The 18,112-nt window shown below is 73.5% G+C and carries 11 protein-coding genes and 1 pseudogene; 10 read left to right on the top strand and 2 right to left on the bottom strand.

All coding sequences use genetic code 11. The features are described 5' to 3' along the window. Positions 1-63: 63 nt before the first annotated feature. The 9 genes from ACWDD9_RS17835 to ACWDD9_RS17795 all read left to right on the top strand — a co-directional run bounded on the left by ACWDD9_RS17835 (position 64) and on the right by ACWDD9_RS17795 (position 12,927). A complete protein-coding gene (locus ACWDD9_RS17835) occupies positions 64-702 on the top strand; it encodes a class I SAM-dependent methyltransferase (protein WP_117490517.1) in 639 nt (212 codons plus the stop codon). A 224-nt stretch (positions 703-926) separates the two neighbouring features. Continuing rightward, the gene (locus ACWDD9_RS17830; RefSeq protein WP_449811999.1) at positions 927-3,524 is read left to right on the top strand and encodes a lantibiotic dehydratase; all 2,598 of its coding nucleotides are present in this window, start codon (positions 927-929) and stop codon (positions 3,522-3,524) included. 48 nt (positions 3,525-3,572) lie between these two features. Next, positions 3,573-4,943 (top strand): B12-binding domain-containing radical SAM protein, encoded by a 1,371-nt coding sequence (locus ACWDD9_RS17825; protein WP_049649751.1) that lies wholly within the window; start codon positions 3,573-3,575, stop codon positions 4,941-4,943. A 1-nt stretch (position 4,944) separates the two neighbouring features. Beyond that, on the top strand, positions 4,945-6,039 hold the full coding sequence (locus ACWDD9_RS17820; RefSeq protein WP_449811998.1) for an arginase family protein: 1,095 nt from the start codon (positions 4,945-4,947) through the stop codon (positions 6,037-6,039). Next, on the top strand, positions 6,036-7,088 hold the full coding sequence (locus ACWDD9_RS17815; protein ID WP_449811997.1) for a hypothetical protein: 1,053 nt from the start codon (positions 6,036-6,038) through the stop codon (positions 7,086-7,088). Before ACWDD9_RS17820 ends, ACWDD9_RS17815 begins: the two co-directional genes overlap by 4 nt. Positions 7,089-7,212: 124 nt before the next feature. Beyond that, positions 7,213-8,157, top strand: coding sequence for a PHP domain-containing protein (locus ACWDD9_RS17810; protein ID WP_449811996.1), 945 nt, complete (start codon positions 7,213-7,215; stop codon positions 8,155-8,157). Continuing rightward, positions 8,154-10,745, top strand: coding sequence for a lantibiotic dehydratase (locus ACWDD9_RS17805; protein ID WP_449811995.1), 2,592 nt, complete (start codon positions 8,154-8,156; stop codon positions 10,743-10,745). The genes ACWDD9_RS17810 and ACWDD9_RS17805 overlap by 4 nt, the downstream gene beginning before the upstream one ends. Further along, positions 10,742-12,028 carry an MFS transporter gene (locus tag ACWDD9_RS17800; protein ID WP_449811994.1) on the top strand — a complete coding sequence of 429 codons (1,287 nt, stop codon included), beginning with the start codon at positions 10,742-10,744 and terminating at the stop codon, positions 12,026-12,028. Before ACWDD9_RS17805 ends, ACWDD9_RS17800 begins: the two co-directional genes overlap by 4 nt. Then, positions 12,025-12,927: a phosphotransferase family protein gene (locus ACWDD9_RS17795; RefSeq protein ID WP_449811993.1), complete on the top strand. Its 903-nt coding sequence runs from the start codon at positions 12,025-12,027 to the stop codon at positions 12,925-12,927. Before ACWDD9_RS17800 ends, ACWDD9_RS17795 begins: the two co-directional genes overlap by 4 nt. 70 nt (positions 12,928-12,997) lie before the next feature. Here ACWDD9_RS17795 and ACWDD9_RS17790 read toward each other — a convergent pair whose 3' ends face one another. Continuing rightward, complete coding sequence (locus tag ACWDD9_RS17790; RefSeq protein WP_117490473.1) at positions 12,998-13,327, bottom strand: hypothetical protein; 330 nt, start codon at positions 13,325-13,327, stop codon at positions 12,998-13,000. A 15-nt stretch (positions 13,328-13,342) separates the two neighbouring features. Beyond that, on the bottom strand, positions 13,343-17,440 hold the full coding sequence (locus ACWDD9_RS17785) for a polymorphic toxin-type HINT domain-containing protein (RefSeq protein WP_449811992.1): 4,098 nt from the start codon (positions 17,438-17,440) through the stop codon (positions 13,343-13,345). Positions 17,441-17,861: 421 nt separating this feature from the next. On the opposite strand from ACWDD9_RS17785, the pseudogene ACWDD9_RS17780 reads away from it, so the two are divergent. Further along, positions 17,862-18,112: pseudogene (locus tag ACWDD9_RS17780) on the top strand (hypothetical protein); the annotation flags it as partial.

Genomic DNA, 18,112 nt, shown 5'->3' with positions numbered 1-18,112 from the left:
GGCGTCCCGTCCGGGGCGCCCCCTTCCGGCCCGCTCCGACCCCCACGAGGGTAGGTTTCAGGCATGCTTGACTACCTCTCACGCACCATCGCCGCCTACGAGCACAGCGCCGACAAGTACGAGTCCGCCACCAAGGGCATGGTCCCGGACGAGGAGCTCGACCTCTTCACCGGGATGCTCCCCGATCCGGCCGGGCCGGTCCTGGACGCCGGGTGCGCCTTCGGCCGCGACACGGCCCTGCTGGCGGCCAGGGGCGTGGCGGTGACCGGCGTCGACCTGAGCGAGCCCTTCGTCGCCCGGGCCCGGGAGCTCCACCCCGGGCTGGACTTCCGGCGCATGGACGTGTGCGCGCTGGACCTCCCCGACGCCTCCTTCGCGGGCGTCTGGTCCCAGGCGACGCTGCTGCACCTCAGGGACGAGCACGTGGCGGCCGCGCTGGCCGAGTTCCACCGGGTGCTGCGGCCCGGCGGGGCGCTGTTCGTCAGCTTCAAGGAGGGGGAGGGCGAGGAGGAGTTCGTCGAGTCCTTCAGCGCCGACGCCGCCCGCTTCTTCCGCTACCAGACCGCCGACCGGGTCCGCGGCCTGCTGGAGGCGGCCGGCTTCACCGGGGCCGACGTCCGCGTCGTCAACGAGCGGCAGCGCTACGGCGCCGGGCACCGCGACCTCGACTGGCTGACCGCGTACGCCCGTACCGCCTCCTGAGCCGGCAGAGCCCGGCCCCCGAGCGAGCGTCACGTTCGGGTCGAAACAGGCCGTTTGCAGCCATCCCAATCGTCGGGCCCTGGAGCACCACCACGGATTTCGGCTGACGACCGGTCAATCTCGGCCGGAAATCCGTGCGTTGACCACATCGTTATTGAACGCCCCCTCGACACGTTGTTATGGTCACGAACTGTCGTGATCAAGTCAGCCACAAGGGGGCGATCATGGACGAGCCGAAGCCGCGTCCGGACGGCGCGCGACCTCCGACGGGAGGCGACCGCACCCCGGCCACCGGGGCGGACGGCGGCCCGGGGTGGTCCCTCGCCCCGGTCGCGATGCTGCGCCACGCGGGCTACCCGCTCTCGCTGCTGGACCGCGTCGTCGCCCCCTCGACCGCCCGGGCCGCCGACGCCGTCCTCGACCTGCGGGACGAAGCCGTCGAGCTGGGGCGGCGGTTGAAGGCCGACCTTCGCGCCGAGCGGGCCGGTACCCGGGGCGACCTCGCCTCCGGCGTCGGCATGCTCCGCCCCTTCCCGCCCGCCGACCTCGCCCGGCTCGAAGCCGAACTCGGCCCGGCCGCCCTGGACTCGGCCAAGCGCTACCAGGACGCGGTGCAGGCCCTGGACGGCCACTGGGAGGCCTTCGAGCGGGAGCACGGCGCCGCCCTCGCCGACGCCCGCCGGACCGTCGTGGACCTGTTCCGCGAACCCTCCCTCCAGCAGGTCCTGCTGCTGTCCAACGACGCCCGCTTCGAGGAGTTCACCGCCTGGCTCGCCTCCGGCGGCGCCGGGTCGGACGGCCACGTCAAGCGGATGACCGACCTGCTCGCCATGTACCTCCAGCGGGTCACCACCAAGAACGAGACCCACTCGCACTTCGGCCCCCTCGCCGTCGCCCGGACCGCACCGGAGGGCGCCGCCCCCGGCGTCGGCTGGTCCACCGGCCCGCTGCGCCGGATCGCCCTGCTCAGCCACTGGGCGGGCGAGGCGATGGCCGAGGTCTTCAGCGCCCGGCCGGAGGCCTTCGAGACGGTGCGCCCCCGCCGGCGGCCCCTCGCCTTCGCCGAGGGCCCCGTCGTCCGGCTGTACGCGTTCGAGAGCACCACCGGCATGCCGGACGGCTGGCGCTTCGTCGCGGTGAAGGCCGACACCTTCGACGCCGACCGGTCCTGGCTCTGGGAGCACTGCGACGGCGAGCGCACGGTGGCCTGGCTGCGCGCCGCCTGGGCCGACCGCCCGGACCGCCCGGCCGACCGCGACTTCGACCGGGTGCTCGCCGAACTCGTCGACCAGGACTGGCTGATCGGCCGCCGGGAGATCCCGATCGGCGCCACCGACGTGCTGCGCGAACTCGCCGGACAGCTCGCCGACGACTCCCCCGACCTCGCCGTGGTGCGCCGCTTCCAGGACGGTCTGCGCCGCTTCGCGGAGGGCCCGACGGAGCGGCGCGCGGCCCTGCTCGGCGAGCTCAAGCAGGCCTTCGAGGAGGTCACCGGCTCCGCCGCCAACCGCTCCGAGGGCCGGCACTACGCGGACCGGAGCATCCTCTACGAGGAGGCGTACAGCCCGGTCAGGGACGTCGTCCTCGGCCCCGACGTCGCCGCCCTGATCGGCCGCGAGCTGTCCGTGGTCTACGACCTGACGCTGCTCGTCCCCCGGCTGCGCGTCCGCCGCGAACTGGACATCCTGCACCGCTGGACGGCACGGCGCTTCGGCACCGGCACGCCCGTACCGCTGCCGGACTTCTACGCCGCCTTCTTCGCCGACAAGCCGCTGCTCGCCGCCGAGTGCGAGGAGGTGGACCGGGAGATCGCGGCGCTCGACCGGGAGGTCGTCGACCTGCTGCTGGACGGCGCCGAGGACGGCCGCTCCGAGAGCGTCGTCGACCGGGCCCGACTGGAGGAGCTGCTCGCCCGCCACCCCGACACCCCGCCCGCGCTGTGCAACCCGGACGTCATGCTCGCCGCGCCGGACGCCGCCGCGATCGGCCGCGGCGACTTCCTCGCCGTCGTCGGGGACTGCCACGCCGTCCGCGAGGCGCTCACCCACTCCAGCTTCGCCTCGATGCTCCAGGCCGAGGCGCCCGAACTCCTCGACGCGGTCCACGACCGCTACCGGGGGCTGCTCGACGAGGACGAGGTGCTGGTCGACCTCTCCCGCTCGCACCCCGACAAGACCGGCGCCCAACTCACCTACCCCTGCCCGGACCTGGAGGTGTACGGGCTCTCCCCGAAGGCCCGCGGCGACGTCCTCCAGCCCGGCGCGCTGTACCTGGTGGCCACCGCCGACCGGCTGGAGCTGCGCGCCCACGGCCTGGCCGGCCGGCTCAAGCTGCTCGCCCCGCTGGCGGGCGGCCCCAGCATCCGCCAGGACCCGCTCTCCCCGTTCGCCTTCCCCCGCCACTTCGGCGGCGTCGGCGTCCGCGACCGGGACCGCGACCACGTGCCCCGCATCCGCTGCGGCCGGATCGTGCTGCACCGGGAGCGCTGGCGCGTCCCCGCCGAGGCCCTGCGCGGCTGGAGCCCCGGCGTCCACCGCTCCAAGGGCGACGCCCCGGAGTTCGCCGCCGCCCGCCGGCTGCGCCGCGAACTCGGCCTGCCGCGCCGCGGCTTCCTGAAGATCCCCGGCGAGCCGAAACCGGTCTACGTCGACTGGGAATCCCCCCTCATCGTCCGGCAGGTCTTCCGGCTCGCCCGGAAGACGGCCGCCGCTCTGGAGTTCAGCGAAATGCTCCCCGCCCCGGAGCACCTCTGGCTCGACATCGACGGAGAACGTCACACCAGCGAGCTGCGCTGTGCGGTCTTCTCGCGCCGTCCCCACTGAGTGCTCCACGTCGAGGACCCCACGCCCTCACCGACCGAAGGCACCGCCATGACCAAGAGCTGCATCGTCCAGTTGCCCTTCCCCTCCAGCCACGACCCCGACCCGAACCTCGCCCGCTACTACGACGACTACGACCGGCGCTTCCGGGCCATGCTGCCCGAGTACTTCATCCCGACCGACGGCCTGTGGGAGATGCCGCTCTGGGTCGCCCACCTGACCGCCCTGCTGAACACCGCGGGCCTGGACTCCGTCTTCCGCGACCTGTCCAGGACCCCGGCCGAGCCGGAGCACTGCGCCGAGCCGCTGCTGGAGGCGACCGCCCCCGGCGACCTGGTCCTGATGTCCCCGCTCGCCCAGAACCTCCGGCTCGCGCTGGAGGTGGCCAAGCGGCTGGAGCACGCCGGCCGGCGCGTCGTCCTCGGCGGCAACATGGCCCCGCTCGCCCCCGACGGCGCCGTGCACGCCGTGCACCGCGGCCAGCTCGACGCCACCTTCGTGCGCCGGCTCGTCGAACTCGCCTCCGGGTCCGGCGGCAGCCTGGAGAAGCCGCTGCTGCCCGGGCTGGTGTCCGACCGGATCACCTGGGCGCCGGACTACCGCCACCTCGGCGGCTACCAGGGCCGGGTCCCGCTGCTGCGGCTCAACGCCAGCCACGGCTGCCTGTACCAGTGCTCGTTCTGCGGCGACGCCTGGAGCAAGCAGCTCACCCTGGTCGCCAAGGACGCGCTCGCCCAGGAGGTCGACGAGCTGACCAGCCGGTTCCCCGACACCCGGCTCTTCTACATCGGCGACAAGACCTTCGGCCAGTCCCGCGAGGCCGTCGGCAACCTGCTGGACGTCTTCCGCGACCGCCCCGGCTACCGCTTCATCGTGCAGACCCACGTGATGCAGGTGAAGGAGTGGATCGTCGAGGCCATGCTCGAACTCGGCGTCGTCGCCGTGGAGCTCGGCTTCGAGTCGGCCGACTCGCAGATGCTCAAGCGCCTCAACAAGCTCTCCCGCGGCCTGGACGACTACACTTCGAAGATCCGTCAACTCAGCGACGCCGGGCTGAAGATCGTCCTCAACATGATGGGCGGCCTGGACGAGGAGACGGAGGCCGCGCACGGCCAGACCGTCAGCTGGATGCGGGAGAACGAATCGGCGCTGTGGCTCTTCAACCTCTACAACTTCGTCCCGTACCCGCTCACCCCGGACTTCCCCAGGCTGCGCGAGCGCATCTTCAACTGGGACTTCGCGGACTGGCGGGAGGACGCCCCGGTCGTCTACCGGCCCCGGCACCTGTCCCCCGAGGACAGCTGGGACCTGTTCCAGGAGAAGATCGCCGCGGCGCACGCCATCATCCGCGACCCGCTGCCCGCCGCCCCGGCCCCCGCCGTCCCCGGCCTGTCCGTCACGCCCGCCGCGCAGGAGAACTGACATGACCGAGCTCCCCGACTTCGAGGCCCTCCGCACCAGCGTCAAGCCGGAGGACTTCGAGCAGGACCCGCTGCCCGGCTGGGCCGGCGTCGGCACCCTCTTCGGCGCCCCCACCACCACCGCCGACCAGGTGGACGTGGGCGAGACGGGCTGGGTGGTGTCCGGCGTGCCCTACGACGCCACCGCCAGCTCCCGGCCCGGCGCCGCCGAGGGGCCGCGGGCGGTCCGCCAGGCCAGCCTGGTCTTCTCCAGCTACCTCACCAGCCTCGGCCAGTGGCGGATGCTGGACACCCGCACCGGGCAGACCTTCCGCTACCACGCGCCCCGCGTCGCGGACGCCGGAGACCTCCACATCTACCCGACGGACACCGTCAAGACCTTCCAGGCCGTCGCCGCCGAGAGCCGCCGGCTCAGCCAGAACGCCCCGCGGCTGATCTTCCTCAACGGCGACCACTCCTGCACCTTCCCCACCTTCGCCGGCTTCCGCGCCGGCCGGCTGGACCGCGGCGCCGGCCGGGTGGGGTTCATCAACATCGACCACCACTTCGACTTCGGCAACTGGAGCACCCTGCACGGGCCGCTCTACCACGGCTCCAACTCCCGCCGGATCAGCGAGATCCCGCAGATGCGCCCGGAGGACATCGCCTTCGTCGGGGTCGGGGACGTGACCAAGTACGACCAGTTCCGCGGCCTGCTGGACAGCGGCTTCCACGTCGTCCCCGGCTCCCTGATCACCCGGGACGGCGCCGCCGCGGCCCTGCGCCCCGTCATCGAGGAGCTCGGCTCGCGCTGCGACACCGTCTACGTCTCCCTCGACATCGACGTGCTCGACAGCGCCGCGGCGACCGGCACCGGGCACGTCACCATGGGCGGCATCGGCATCGGCGACCTCCTCGACGTCTACGAGGAGCTGCGGGCGCTGCCCGTCGGCGCCGTCGACATCGCCGAGATCGCGCCCCGCTACGACCCGTCCGGCGGCACCGCGCAGATCGCCGCCCGGCTGCTCTTCGAGTTCCTGTTCCGCACCGAGGTCGCCCCGGCCGAACTCGCGCCCTGGGCCCCCGGCACCCCCTCCGCACCCCGGGAGCACCGGTGAGATTCACGCCCCACGAAGCGCAGTTCGACTGTACCCCGCTGGTCTCCGGGGCCCCCGCCGAGCGCGAGCGGGCGCTGGACGCCCTCGCCGCCGGAGCCGTCGAGGTCATCCACCGGACCGGCTACGCCGTCTTCCGGATCGGCCGGCTGCGGCTCGGGGTCGAGGAGAGCCGCCGGCTGTCCACCGGCATCGTCGAGCGCGTCCGCACCGCGCTGATCGCCCGCGGCGCCCCCGCCCGGATGCGGCTGGAGGTCGACAAGGCGCAGCAGACCTACGTCCCCGAGGGCTACACCACCCGGACCCTGCTGCCCCACCACGACGGCCAGCACTGCTCGTACCTGACGCCCAGCCTCCAGGACGCCCCCGACTGGGACCCGGCCCAGCGCACCTACGGCGACTCCGGGTACACCACCACCGCCGCGCACAAGATGTACCAGGGCATCTTCCTGCCCGAGGTCGGCGAGGGGCTGAGCGTCACCACGTACTACGACTGGCTCGGCGTGATCGACGAGGTACTGGAGCGGCGCGGCATCGACCGGGGCGACGACCCGGTGGCCGGCGCGGCCCGCTGGCTCGGCGGCAACCTGCGCCGCGGCCTGGAGCGCCAGCCCCAACACGGCTGCGCCTACCCGTCGGTGGGCGCCATGCTCGGGCTGGAGGAGACGTTCTGGCACGGCCTGTCCTTCCACCACAGCGAGGCGGACCTGACCAAGGAGGAGCGGCGGCGCTACCCCGCCGCCGTACCGCTGGCCCGCGAGTGCGCCTGCGGCGAGTGCCGGGGCGAGGCGGCCCGGCTCTTCTGCCACCAGCTGCTCATGGCCACCGGCCTGACCTGGGCGCGGTTCCGCCGCCGCTGGGAGGTGCTCGCCCCGGGCGAGCACTGCGACCTGCTGCTCGGCCACAACCTGACCATGCTGCACGGCGGCCTGGCCGGCGGCGCGGGGCGGATCATCGAGCCGCTCTGCCTGGTCGTGGACGAGCCGTCCGGCCCCGAGTACGAGCGCTGGCTGGCCGCCTCCTGGCGGCGCACCCTGCCCGGGGCCCGCTGATGCGGAGGAGCCTGCCGGCGCGCGGGGCCCGGCCGGCGCGGGGATTCCGGTCGGCGCGGGGATTCCGGTCGGCGCGGGGATTCCGGTCGGCGCGGGGATTCCGGTCGGCGTGGAGGTCCCGCTGATGCGGGGGGCGCCCGCGACCCTGGCCACCCCGGTCGACCTGCACCTGCACACCCGGCACTCGGACGGGGACGAGGCGCCGGCCGACCTGGCGAGGCGGTGCGTCGAGGCCGGGCTGCGGGTCGCCGCCGTGACGGACCACAACACCCTCGCGGGCGTCGCCGCCTTCGAACGGGCCGCCGCCGGGCGCCTCACCGTCGTCCCGGCCTGCGAGATCACCACCACCTGGCGCGGCGAGGAGACCCACTGCCTCGCCTACTTCGTCGACCCCGGCGACGAGGCGTTCCGGCAGCGGATCGGACGCCTCCACGACGCCGAACTCGCCTGGTGGCGCACCTGGACCGACCGGGCGCAGGCCCTCGGCGTGCCGATCGCCCGGGCCGACGTCGAACGGCGCCTCGGCGGCGACCGGGTGGCCTACGTCAACGACTACCTGGCCCTGCTGCTGGAGGCCGCCGGGGACGACCCCCGGTTCGCCCCGTACGCCGACGGCGACGACCGGTTCGCCCGCCTCATCGCCGACTGGTGCCGCCCGGGCCGGCCGCTGCACGTCGAACACCCCGTCAACCCCGACCTGGTGGACGTGCTGTCCTGGATCGAGCGGGCGGGCGGCGTCGCCGTCCTCGCCCACCCCGGCCCGCACACCGCCGGCCTGGACGCCCCGCGGTGCGCCGAACTGCTGGCGCCGCTGCGCGCGGCCGGCCTGGCCGGACTGGAGGTGTGGACCAGCTGGCACACCCCGGCCGACAGCGCCCGGCTCGCCGAGGCGGCCGGGCGGCTCGGCCTGGTCGCCACCGCCGGGTCCGACTACCACGGGGTACGGGTCAAGCCCTGGGCGCCGAGCCCCGGCCTGCTGCCCGCGCTCCCCGCCGACCCGCTCGCCGTCCTGGACGCCCTGCACGACCGCCGTCCGCCCGTCCACTCGATCCCCCAGGTGAGGCCGTGACCACCGTCAACGATCCCCGGACCGCCGCCGAGCCCGGGGTGCGCGTCCCCTGGCAGCTCGCGCCGGTCGTCGTGCTCCGCCAGGCCGGCTTCCCGATGGAGCTGCTCGCGCCCCTGGCCGACCCGGCCGCCGCCGAGGAGGCCCGGGAGCTCGTCGCCCACGGGCAGCGGCTGAAGGAGCTGGCCGACGCGTTCAAGGCCGCCCTGCGCCGCCACCCGGTGCCCGGCGCCGCCCGGCTGTCCTCCCCCGCCGGGTTCCTGCTGCCCGTCCCCGAGCCCGAGCTGGCCGCCGCGGCCGCCGCCGTGCCCGCCGAGGAGGCCGCCGTCCTGCGCGCCTACCAGGACGCCGCCCGGCACTTCGCCGAGGAGCAGACCCGGTTCGCCGCCCGGCACCAGGAGCGCCTCGACCGGGCCGGGGCCGCCGTCGTCGAGGCCTTCGGCGACGAGCGGCTGCGGCAGGTCCTGCTGCTCTCCAACGACTCCGCCTACCCCACCTTCGCCGCCTGGCTCGACGCCCACGACGGCGCGACCGGGCGGCGCACCCGCAAGATGACCGACCTGCTCACCATGTACCTCCAGCGGGTCACCACCAAGAACGAGACCCACTCGCACTTCGGCCCGTTCACCCCCGGCCGGGTCGGCACCGCCCCCGGCATCACCTGGTCCGGCGAGCGGGAGCTGGAACGGCGCGCGCTGTTCAGCCACTGGGCCGCGGAGAAGCTCGCCCAGAGCGCCGCCGCCGTCCCCGGCCTGCTCGACCACGCCCGCCCCCGGCGCCGCCCGCTGTCCTTCCTGCGCGACGGCCGGATCGACCTCTACGCCTTCACCACCCGCGACGGCCTGGACACCGACTGGGACTTCCAGCACCTCGGCGGGCGCCCGGTCGAACCGTACGAGGCCTGGCTGTGGCAGCACTGCGACGGCGAACGCACCCTGAGCGAACTGCGGCAGGCCTGGCAGGACGAGCAGCGCTGCCCCCTCCCCTTCGACGAGGTGCTCGCCGGACTCGCCGAGCGCGAATGGGTGGTCGTCGAGTTCGAGATCCCGATCGGCGACCACCGGCCGCTGGCCGCCCTGCGCGAGCAACTGCTCGCCGCCCCCGCCCCGCTGGCCGACCCGCTGCTCACCGCGATCGACGGCTTCGAGGCCGACCTGACCCGCTTCGCCGCCCTGCCGCTGCCCGAACGCGCGGCCGCGCTCGCCGAGAGCAAGGCCCGGTTCGAGCAGCTGACCGGCGGCCCCGCCAACCGCAACAGCGGCCTGCACTACGCCGACCGCAGCATCCTGTTCGAGGAGGCCCGCGGCCGCCCCGCCGACCTGACCGTCGGCCCGGACCTCGCCCGCTTCATCACCGACGAACTGTCCATCGTGTACGAGACCGTGCTGGCCGGCCCGCGCCTGCGGATGCGGCGCGAACTGGTCATCCTCACCCGGTGGGTGGCCGACCGGTTCGGCCCCGGGGTGGAGATCCCGCTGGACGTCCTCTACGCCGAGTTCTTCCGCGACCGCGACGCCATCGCCCGCGAGTGCCTCGCCGTCGAGGCCGAACTCGCCGAACTGGACCGGGAGATCGGCGCCGCCCTGCTCGGCGAGGCCGCCACCGACCCGGACCGCTCCGAGGTCGTGGTCGACCGGGAGCGGATGGCCGCCGTCCTCGCCGCCCAGCCGAGCAGCCCGCCGGCCGTCTGCGACCCGGACATCCTGTTCGCCGCGCGGAGCCGGGAGGACCTGGCCGAGGGCCGGTTCACCGCCGTCATCGGCGACTGCCACGCGGTGCGGGAGGTCATCACCCACACCAGCTTCGGCCCGCTGATCCAGGAGCACACCCCCGAACTGCTCTCCGAGGTGTACCGCGGCTACCAGTCCCTGCTCGCCGACGACGAGGTGCTCGCCAACCTGTCCCGCGGCCACCCCGACAAGTCCTCCACCCAACTCGTCTACCCCTGCCACGACCTGGAGGTCTACGGCCGCTCCGCGCAGTCCCGCGACCGGGTGCTGCAGCCCTCCCAGCTCTACCTGGTGCTGCGCGACGGCCGGCTGGAGCTGCGCGCCCACGGCGTCGAGGGCCGGCTGCGCCTGATGGCGCCCCCGGCCGGCGGCCCGAGCATCCGGCAGGACCCGCTCTCCCCGTTCGCCTTCCCCCGCCACTTCGGCGGCGCCGGACTGGACGCCCCCGACCTGGCGCACATCCCGCGCATCCGCTGCGGCCGCGTCGTGCTGCAGCGCGAGACCTGGCGCATCCCCGCCGCCCGGCTGCGCGACACCGCCGCCTTCGGCCGCCAGACCGGCCGGGACGACGCCGCGCTGTTCGTCGCCGCCTGCCGGCTGCGCGCCGAGCACCGGCTGCCCCGGCACGTCTTCGTCAAGGTCCCCGGCGAGCCCAAGCCGGTCTACGTCGACTGGGAGTCCCCGCTGCTGGTCCGGCAGCTGGGCCGGCTGGCCGCCCGCGCCGAGGGCACCCTGGAGGTCTCCGAGATGCTGCCCGCCCCCGACCAGCGCTGGCTGGACGTGGACGGCCGGCGGTACACCAGCGAACTGCGCTGCGCCGTCTTCTCGGCCGGGAACCCCGCCGCGGAGCCGCGCGGGTGAGCACCGACACCGCCGTCCGCCCCTCCTCCGGCTACCACCGGGTCCTCGGCGCCGCCGCCTCCTCCGCGGTCGGCGACGGCATGCGCTTCGCCGCGCTGCCGCTGCTGTCCACCGCGGTGCTGGACGACGCCTTCCAGGTGTCCGCCGTCACCGCCGCGACCACGGTGCCCTGGCTGCTGTTCGCCCTGCCCGCCGGGGCGTACGCCGACCGCTTCGAGCGGCGGCTGCTGATGGTCCTCGCCGACCTGCTGCGCGCCGCGGTGCTGGTCCTCACCGTCCTGCTGCTCGCCGCCGACCGGCTGACCTTCTGGCCGCTGCTCACCTCCGCGTTCCTGCTGGGCGTCGGCGAGGTGCTGTTCGACTGCGCGTCCTTCGCACTGTTGCCGAGCGTCGTGCCCAAGGACCGGCTGGAGTCGGCGAACGGCCGGCTCTTCGCCGTCCAGACCGTCGGGCGCGACCTGCTCGGGCAGGTCGTCGGCGGCGTGCTGTTCACGGTCGGCCGGGCCGTCCCGCTGGTGATCGACGCGGTCTCCTTCCTGGCCTCCGCGCTGCTGCTGCGCGGCGTGCGCGGGCCGGTACCCGAGTCCGGGCCTGAATCCGAGCCTGAATCCGGGCCTGCCGCCGAACCCGGGCCGGGCGCCGGGAAACCCCGCCTGCTGGCCGACATCCGCGAGGGAGTCGCCTTCGTCCTCCGCGATCCGCTGCTGCGCGCCCTGACCGTCTCCGCCGGGGTCATCAACGCCGTCTACCTGGGCCAGATCGCCGTCTTCGTGATCCTGGTCCGCGAGGTGCTGGAACTCCCGGACGCCGCGTACGGGGCGCTGCTGGCCGCCGGGGCGGTCGGCGGCGTGATCGGCGGCGCGGTCGCCGGCCGGCTCAGCAAGGCCGTCGGCCGGGTCCCCGCGCTGGTCGGCAACCTGGCCCTGATGGGCGCCGCCGGCCTGGCGGTGGCCGCCACCGACCGGGTCCCCGTGGTCGCCGTCGCCTACGGCGTCACCGGCTTCGCCCTGATGGTCTGGAACGTCGTCGCCGTCTCCCTGCGCCAGACGATCATCCCGGACCGGATGCTCGGCCGGGCCACCGGCGTCTACCGGCTCTTCGCCTGGGGCACCATGCCCCTCGGCGCGCTGGTCTTCGGCCGGGTGAGCGCCTCGGCCGGGCCGCGCACCGCCTTCGCCCTCGGCGGCGTGGTCACCCTGCTGACCTGCCTGCCGATCGCCTACGCCCTGCTGAGGGACAGCAGGGTGACCGACCGTCGCAAGACCACCGAGGATGCACCATGAGTGAGCGTTTCGCCGTACTGGACCGACTGGCCGGACAGTGGGGCCTGAGCGGCCTGGAACTCGTCGGCAAGGGACTGGAGTTCACCGTCTTCCGGGCCCGGGCCCGGGACGGCGAACCGGTCGCCGTACGGCTCTCGCACCACCGCTTCGACTCCAACGCCAACGACCCGCACGTGGACACCCGCGCCCTGCTCGTCCAGGAGCACGCCATCGCCCGGCACCTGGCCGAACACGGCCTGCCCGTCGCCCGCGCCCGGGAACTCGTCCTCGCCGACGACCCCGACTCCCCCGACGTGCTGCTCTCCGACTACGTCCCCGACGACGGCACCCCGCTCGACTCCCACGCCCTCGGCCGGCTCCTCGCCCGGCTCCACCAGGGACCCCCGCCGCCACTGCACCCCGTCGCCGCCGAGGGCGGCACCACCGCCGAGGTCCTCACCACCCGGATAGGCCGCCGCTGGGCCGAACTCGCCCGCCTCGTCGCCGACTGGCCCGAGCCCCCGGCCCCCGACCTGCTCGCCCGGCACCTCTCCCCCCTCACCGGGACCAGCCTCCTCCACCTCGACGTCCGCAGCTCCAACATCCGCCGCCACCAGGGCCGCACCACCGCCCTCCTGGACTGGTCCAACGCCCTCCTCGGCACCCCCGCCCTCGAGTTCGGCCGCCTCGCCGAATACGCCCGCTACCCCGAGAACGACCTCGACCTCCCCGCCCTCCGCACCGGCTACGCCACCCTCGCCCCCGTCCCCCCCGAGGACGACCCCACCCTCCTCGCCTGCCGCCTCGACGCCGCCCTGATGCTCGCCCTGGTCTTCCTCTCCGAAGCCCCCGACCCCACCCGCGGCCCCACCGCCGCCACCCACGCCCGCACCCTCGCCGAGCACCTCAGCCGCCTGTAACCACCGACAACGCAGAACGCCCGGCCGGGAAACCCCGGCCGGGCGTCTTTTGCGTTCTACGAAACCACCTTTAGGTGGATTCACCTGCTGCGAGGAAGCCCCGATAGACGACTGCCAGCAGCGCCGCGTAGGCGCGCATCTCCCGCGCGATCGCCAGGTCCTCTCCCGAGTATTCCGCGCACAAGGCGTCAGCGCGGGCGATGGCGTCGTCGAGTTCCGCCAGGACATCCGCAGCCGACGGGCTGAACCTGCCGGTCCTCATGTAAGCGTGGACCACCATCACGTACTCGTAGGCCGTGCCGAGATCGGCGCGAAGTCGTGTCAACTCCCGTGTCGAGCCGTACGGAGGGAACGGATGGCCGCGCCAGAGGGTGTAGGCATCCGTGAAGCCCAGTTTCATGAATCCTCGCGACCGTCAGCCAGTAGGCGCAGCGGGCTTAGGGGGATGGTACGAGATGACTTTGCCGTCCCTCGTGATGAGCAAGTACTCACCCGAAGCGTTAGAATACTCAATCCCCTTGAGCTTGTCCTCATGGTTCGCGACATCCTTGAGATGGGCGTCCCACCCCGGCTTCGGGCCCGGCTTCCTCATACGCTCAGCCAACGCCTTGGCCGCGTCGAAGTACTGCTGCTGCGACCAGCCGAGCGGCTCTCCGTGCCTCTTGAAATGATCCAGGAACTGCTCGTGACTCGAGTCGTAGGTGGCACGGTGAAAGAGATCGTCGACCTCGCTGGCGGAGACCTTCAGACATGGCGGCCCATCGGTGTTGTGAACCAGCACCGACGTGTCACCCGCGACCACGTAGTACGTGTGGATCTCGTCGACGGTGAGGTTGTAGGCGCCCTGGAGGGTGTTCCAGTGCCGGACGCTCTCGATACGCCGGGGCTGCCCTGCCGGGTCGCGCAGTTCGTCACCGGTCTCGAGGTCGACGGCGTCGATCCAGGTCTTCCGGTTCTCGGCCCAGAAGGGGTGGTGGTCGGTGCTGGTCAGGGAGCGTCCGGCGCCGAGTGAGATGTCGGTGAAGTCCCGGTCGTCCGGGGTGTAGATGGTGGCCGAGACCCGGCGGGGGCCGGTCTGTCCGGTGGTGGGGTCGGTGGCGAGGACCTCGTCGCCGATCTTGACCCTCTCGATCGCGCGGGTGGAGCTGTCGCCCATCAGGACGCCGGTGCCGGCCGGGAAGCTGTTCAGCTTGCAGGCCGGAGGGACCCGCCTGACGAGCTTCTGGATGAACTCGACGGCCTTCTCTCCCCAGGAGCCGAACTTCTTGGCCCACTTGGCGAGTTTGGCGACCGCGGCGCCGTCACCGATGAAGGGGATCGCCCCGATGCAGGATTCGACCGCCTCGGTGGTACGGCCTTCGACTGCGTAGTAGGCGCAGTTGACGAGGTCGGCGATGTCGGCGAGGCCGGGGGCGAAGACGCCACCCACGCCGCCGATCACGTCGAGGGTGAGGTGGATGGTCTCGGAGACGAGACGGTAGATGGAGTTGGAGGTCTCGTTGTCCTCCTTCGCCTTCTTGATCTCCTCCTCGATCCCCGCGATCGAGTCCTGCTTCTCCTTGGTGGCCTGCGCCTGCGCCGCGGCGTCCTGGCGCTCCGCCTCCAGCCTGACGGCCTCGGCCTTCTGCTCGGCGTCGAACTTGCCCTGGTAGTTGGCGCGGGCGTCGTCGGCGGCGGCCTGGGCAGCCGTCGCGTCCTTGCCGGCCGCCTCCGCGGAGGCCCGGGCATCGGCAGCGGAGCTGTAGGCGTCGGTCGCGGCCGACCGGGCCTGCCGGGCCGACTGCTCGGCCCTGTTGGCGGAGTGGACGGCGCTCGCGGCGTCGCGGTTGGCGGAGGCCTTGGCCGCGTTGGCCGTCTTCGCGGAGGCCGCCGCCCTGGCGGCGTCGGCCGCGGCGGCGTCGGCGGCGGCCTGGGCCTTGGCGACGTGCTCGGCGGCGGTGTTGGCCGAGGCCTGGGCCTGGGCGGCGTAGCCGTTGGCCTCGTTGGAGGCGTTGCGGGCGATGGCGGCGGCGGCCTGGGCCGTGGCCGCGTTCTTCTGGGCGGTCGCGGCGGCGGCGGTCGCCTGGGCGATCAGGCCCTTGATGTCGGCGACGTGCAGTGCGGCGAGCCGGTCCTTCTGCTGCGCGGTGTACTGGCCCTGGGCCACGAAGGCGCGCAGGTCCTGCACAGGGCCTTCGAGGGCGATCTTCGCCGCGGCCTTGAGCTCGGGCTCGGTGGCCGGGGCGTCCTCCAGCCGGGTGGCGGTCAGACGGTCGTCGGCGGCCTGCGCGTCCGACAGGCCCTTGCCGAGGAAGTCCCGCAGCGCGGTGGGGGTGTTGACCCGCAGCGCGGCGTCGGCGGCGGCCTTGACGGCGGGGCCGGCCTTGTCGCTGAGGCGAGTGATCGTCAGCCGGTTCTCCGGCGCGACGGCCTCGTACTGACCGCTGGTCAGGAAGGTGGCGAGCTGGGCGGCGTTGCCCTGCAGCGCGGTGTAGGCCGCGGTGCGGACCGCCTCGCTGTCGGAGTTCTTGTGGATCGCGGTGACACTGTCGCGGGCGTCGCGCTCCTCGGCCTCCCGTCGCCCGGTCTTCACGTAGGCGAACACGGCGGCGTCGTCACCGGACAGGGCGTCGACGGCCGCCGAGTTCCCCCAGGAAGCGGAGATCTTGCGGGAGACCATGGCGAGCTTGCGGCCGTCGGTGGCGACCTGCGTCGGGGTGGCGCCGGGCTGGTTGGCCAGCTGGGCGAGCCGCTCGGCCTCGGCCCGGGCCTTCTGGACGTCCCGGGCGGCCTGGTCGGTCTGGGCCTGCTTCGCCGTCTCGTCGGCCTTGGCCTGCCGGGCCTTCTCCACGGCCACCGCGGTGCGGTTGGTCAGGTCCTCGGCCTCGATGCGGCGTGCCAGGTCCTGGACCGCGTTGGCCCTGTCGACCGCGGTCTGGGCGTCCGCGGCGAAACCGGAGGCGGCGTTCGCGTGGTCGGTGGACTCCTGCGCGGCGTTCGCGCTCTGGCCGGCGTGGTCGGCGGCGTCCCGGGCGGCCTGCGCCGCGGCGGCGGCGTGTTCGCCCGCGGACTTCAGGAGCGCCGCGGCCGCCTGCGACTGCGTCGCGGCCTCCCCGGCCAGCTGCTGCGCGGCGGCGGCGGCACGGCCGGCCTCTGCGGCCGAACGGCGCGTAGCCGCCGCGGCCTGCTTGGCCTTGGCCGACTGACCGCCGGCGCTGGCCGCGTAGGCACCGGCCTGCTCGGCCGAACCCGCCGCGGAATCGGCGTTGCCCTTCGCGCTCAGCGCGGCGCCCGCCGCGGTCTGGCTGTCGCTGAGGGCCTTGTCCGCGTGGACGAGCGTGTCCTTGGCGGCGTCCACCAGCTTCGCGGCCGCGTCGGCGGCGTCCGCCGCGACCCGTGCGTCGTGCGCCTTCGTCGCGTCACCGGCCGCCGCGGCCGCGGAGTTCCGCGCGGCGGCGGCGGCCCGCTGGGCACCGGACGCCGCGGCCGCCGCGTTCGACGCCGCGTAAGCCGCGGCGCGTGCGCCCGCGTTGGCCGCACGCGCGGCCGCCAGCGCCGTGTTCGCCGCCTTGCCCGCACGCTCGGCGGCCGTCGCCGCCTTGTTCGCCGCCTCCGTGGCCCTGGCCGCGTCGTTGCCGGCCTGCTGGGTCTCGGACGCGGCCAGAGCGGCGGCCTTCATGGCCTCCTGCGCCTCGTGGACCGCCTTGTCCTTGGCCTCGATGGCCGCGGCGGCCTCCTGGGCCGCCTGCGCGCCCGCGTCCTTCGCCTGCTGCACCAGAAGCGCGATGCTCGCGCGCTCCATGTCACGGTTCTGGGCGACGTACTGGCCGGTCGCGAGGAAGTCGCGCACGTCCTCGATCGACCCGTTCAGCGCGGCGCGTGCCGCCGCCTGGGTGTTCGTGCCACCCGCGCTGAGGATCTGCACCAGCTTGAGCCGGTCGTCCGAGTCCTTCGCCGGGAACTGCCCCTCGGTCAGGAACCGCTGCAGGTCGTCGCTGCTGTTGCTGCGCAACGCGGCGTCGCCGGCGGCCTGCAGGTTGCTGCCCGCGCCCATCGCGGGGTCGGTGAGCCGGGTGATCCACAGCCGCCGGTCGGCGTTGAGAGCCTCCTGCCAACCGCTCTGCAGGAAGGCGCGCAGCTCGCCGGCGGTGCCGCCGATGGCCTTGTCCGCAGCTTCGCGGACCTTCGGCCCACCCACACTGGAGATCTGCGTGGCGGCGAGCAGGTCGTCAAGACGCTGGGCGCCGGCGAGGTCGTTGTCGACGAACCGCTTCACGTCCTGGTCCGAGCCCGCCAGCACGGCTTCCGCGAGCTCGTGGACGCGGGGGCCACCGTTGAGCCAGGCCTCGACCGTGATGTCGCGGGCGCTCCGCTGGAGCTGAGCGTCGGTCGGCTCGGCGGCCGAAGCCGTCGAGATGCCCGATCCCACCAGCCCCGCCGTCAGAGCCAGCGGCAGCAGGCCCAGGGAGAGCCTGCCCAGCAGCGGCGGCCTTCCCCTCCCCCGCCCCCGTGACCGGGATATCGAATGGTGCATCAGAAAACCTCCACTGTCGGCATCGGCCGGATTCACGGCCGCAGCGGAGCCTACGTCAGATGACGGTACGACAGAACGTTCACGAAGTCAGAAAGTTGCTCGAAAAGCAGCCAATGAAACACCTGTCAAAGGGCAAAGCCAAGCAAATACAACCGCATCACCGATAGGCACCCAACCACTGGGAAAGCATGACATTCTGCCTGGCCAGAGCCTAGAAAGTGCTTGTCGAGCCGCCAGCCCATCTGGTTCGATGGCCCGGATTCCGGCCGCGGCACCGAGGGCACCGATGCGGCAACTTCGGCTACTTCCACCGGCAATGACGTCTCGTCATTGCCGGTTGGTTCGCCCACCATTCAGCCGGTCACCCGATTCCGCAGATCCGCCCGTCAGGGCAACACCAGATGAACGAAAAGGATTAGGCATGGCAAAGCGCTTGTCCCGCTTGCTCGTTGGCGGTGCGGTCGCCGTGGCCGCCACGCTCGGCGCCACCGCACTGGCCTCCGCCGACGGCACTCCGGCGGACAACTCGGCCGCGCCGGTGGCGGTCGAGGACTTCAACTACCCCGGCCCGGCGCCGTACCCCAACGTCAAGCTGCTGCGCGGCGACGGCCACATCGTGCTGTCCGACTGCGCCGTCGACAGCCAGATCAGCGTGTTCAGCTTCGACCTGCC

The organism is Kitasatospora sp. NPDC001119, from assembly GCF_053598475.1.
Note: the sequence above shows the minus strand (reverse complement) of the source record. Positions and strands in the feature narration are given on the sequence as shown.

Bases quoted from the DNA above. Each gene is read 5' to 3' on its own strand.
- ACWDD9_RS17835 (WP_117490517.1), top strand. From the start codon at position 64: ATGCTTGACTACCTCTCACGCACCATCGCCGCCTACGAGCACAGCGCC.
- ACWDD9_RS17830 (WP_449811999.1), top strand. From the start codon at position 927: ATGGACGAGCCGAAGCCGCGTCCGGACGGCGCGCGACCTCCGACGGGA.
- ACWDD9_RS17825 (WP_049649751.1), top strand. From the start codon at position 3,573: ATGACCAAGAGCTGCATCGTCCAGTTGCCCTTCCCCTCCAGCCACGAC.
- ACWDD9_RS17820 (WP_449811998.1), top strand. From the start codon at position 4,945: ATGACCGAGCTCCCCGACTTCGAGGCCCTCCGCACCAGCGTCAAGCCG.
- ACWDD9_RS17810 (WP_449811996.1), top strand. From the start codon at position 7,213: ATGCGGGGGGCGCCCGCGACCCTGGCCACCCCGGTCGACCTGCACCTG.
- ACWDD9_RS17795 (WP_449811993.1), top strand. From the start codon at position 12,025: ATGAGTGAGCGTTTCGCCGTACTGGACCGACTGGCCGGACAGTGGGGC.
- ACWDD9_RS17790 (WP_117490473.1), bottom strand. From the start codon at position 13,327: ATGAAACTGGGCTTCACGGATGCCTACACCCTCTGGCGCGGCCATCCG.
- ACWDD9_RS17785 (WP_449811992.1), bottom strand. From the start codon at position 17,440: ATGCACCATTCGATATCCCGGTCACGGGGGCGGGGGAGGGGAAGGCCG.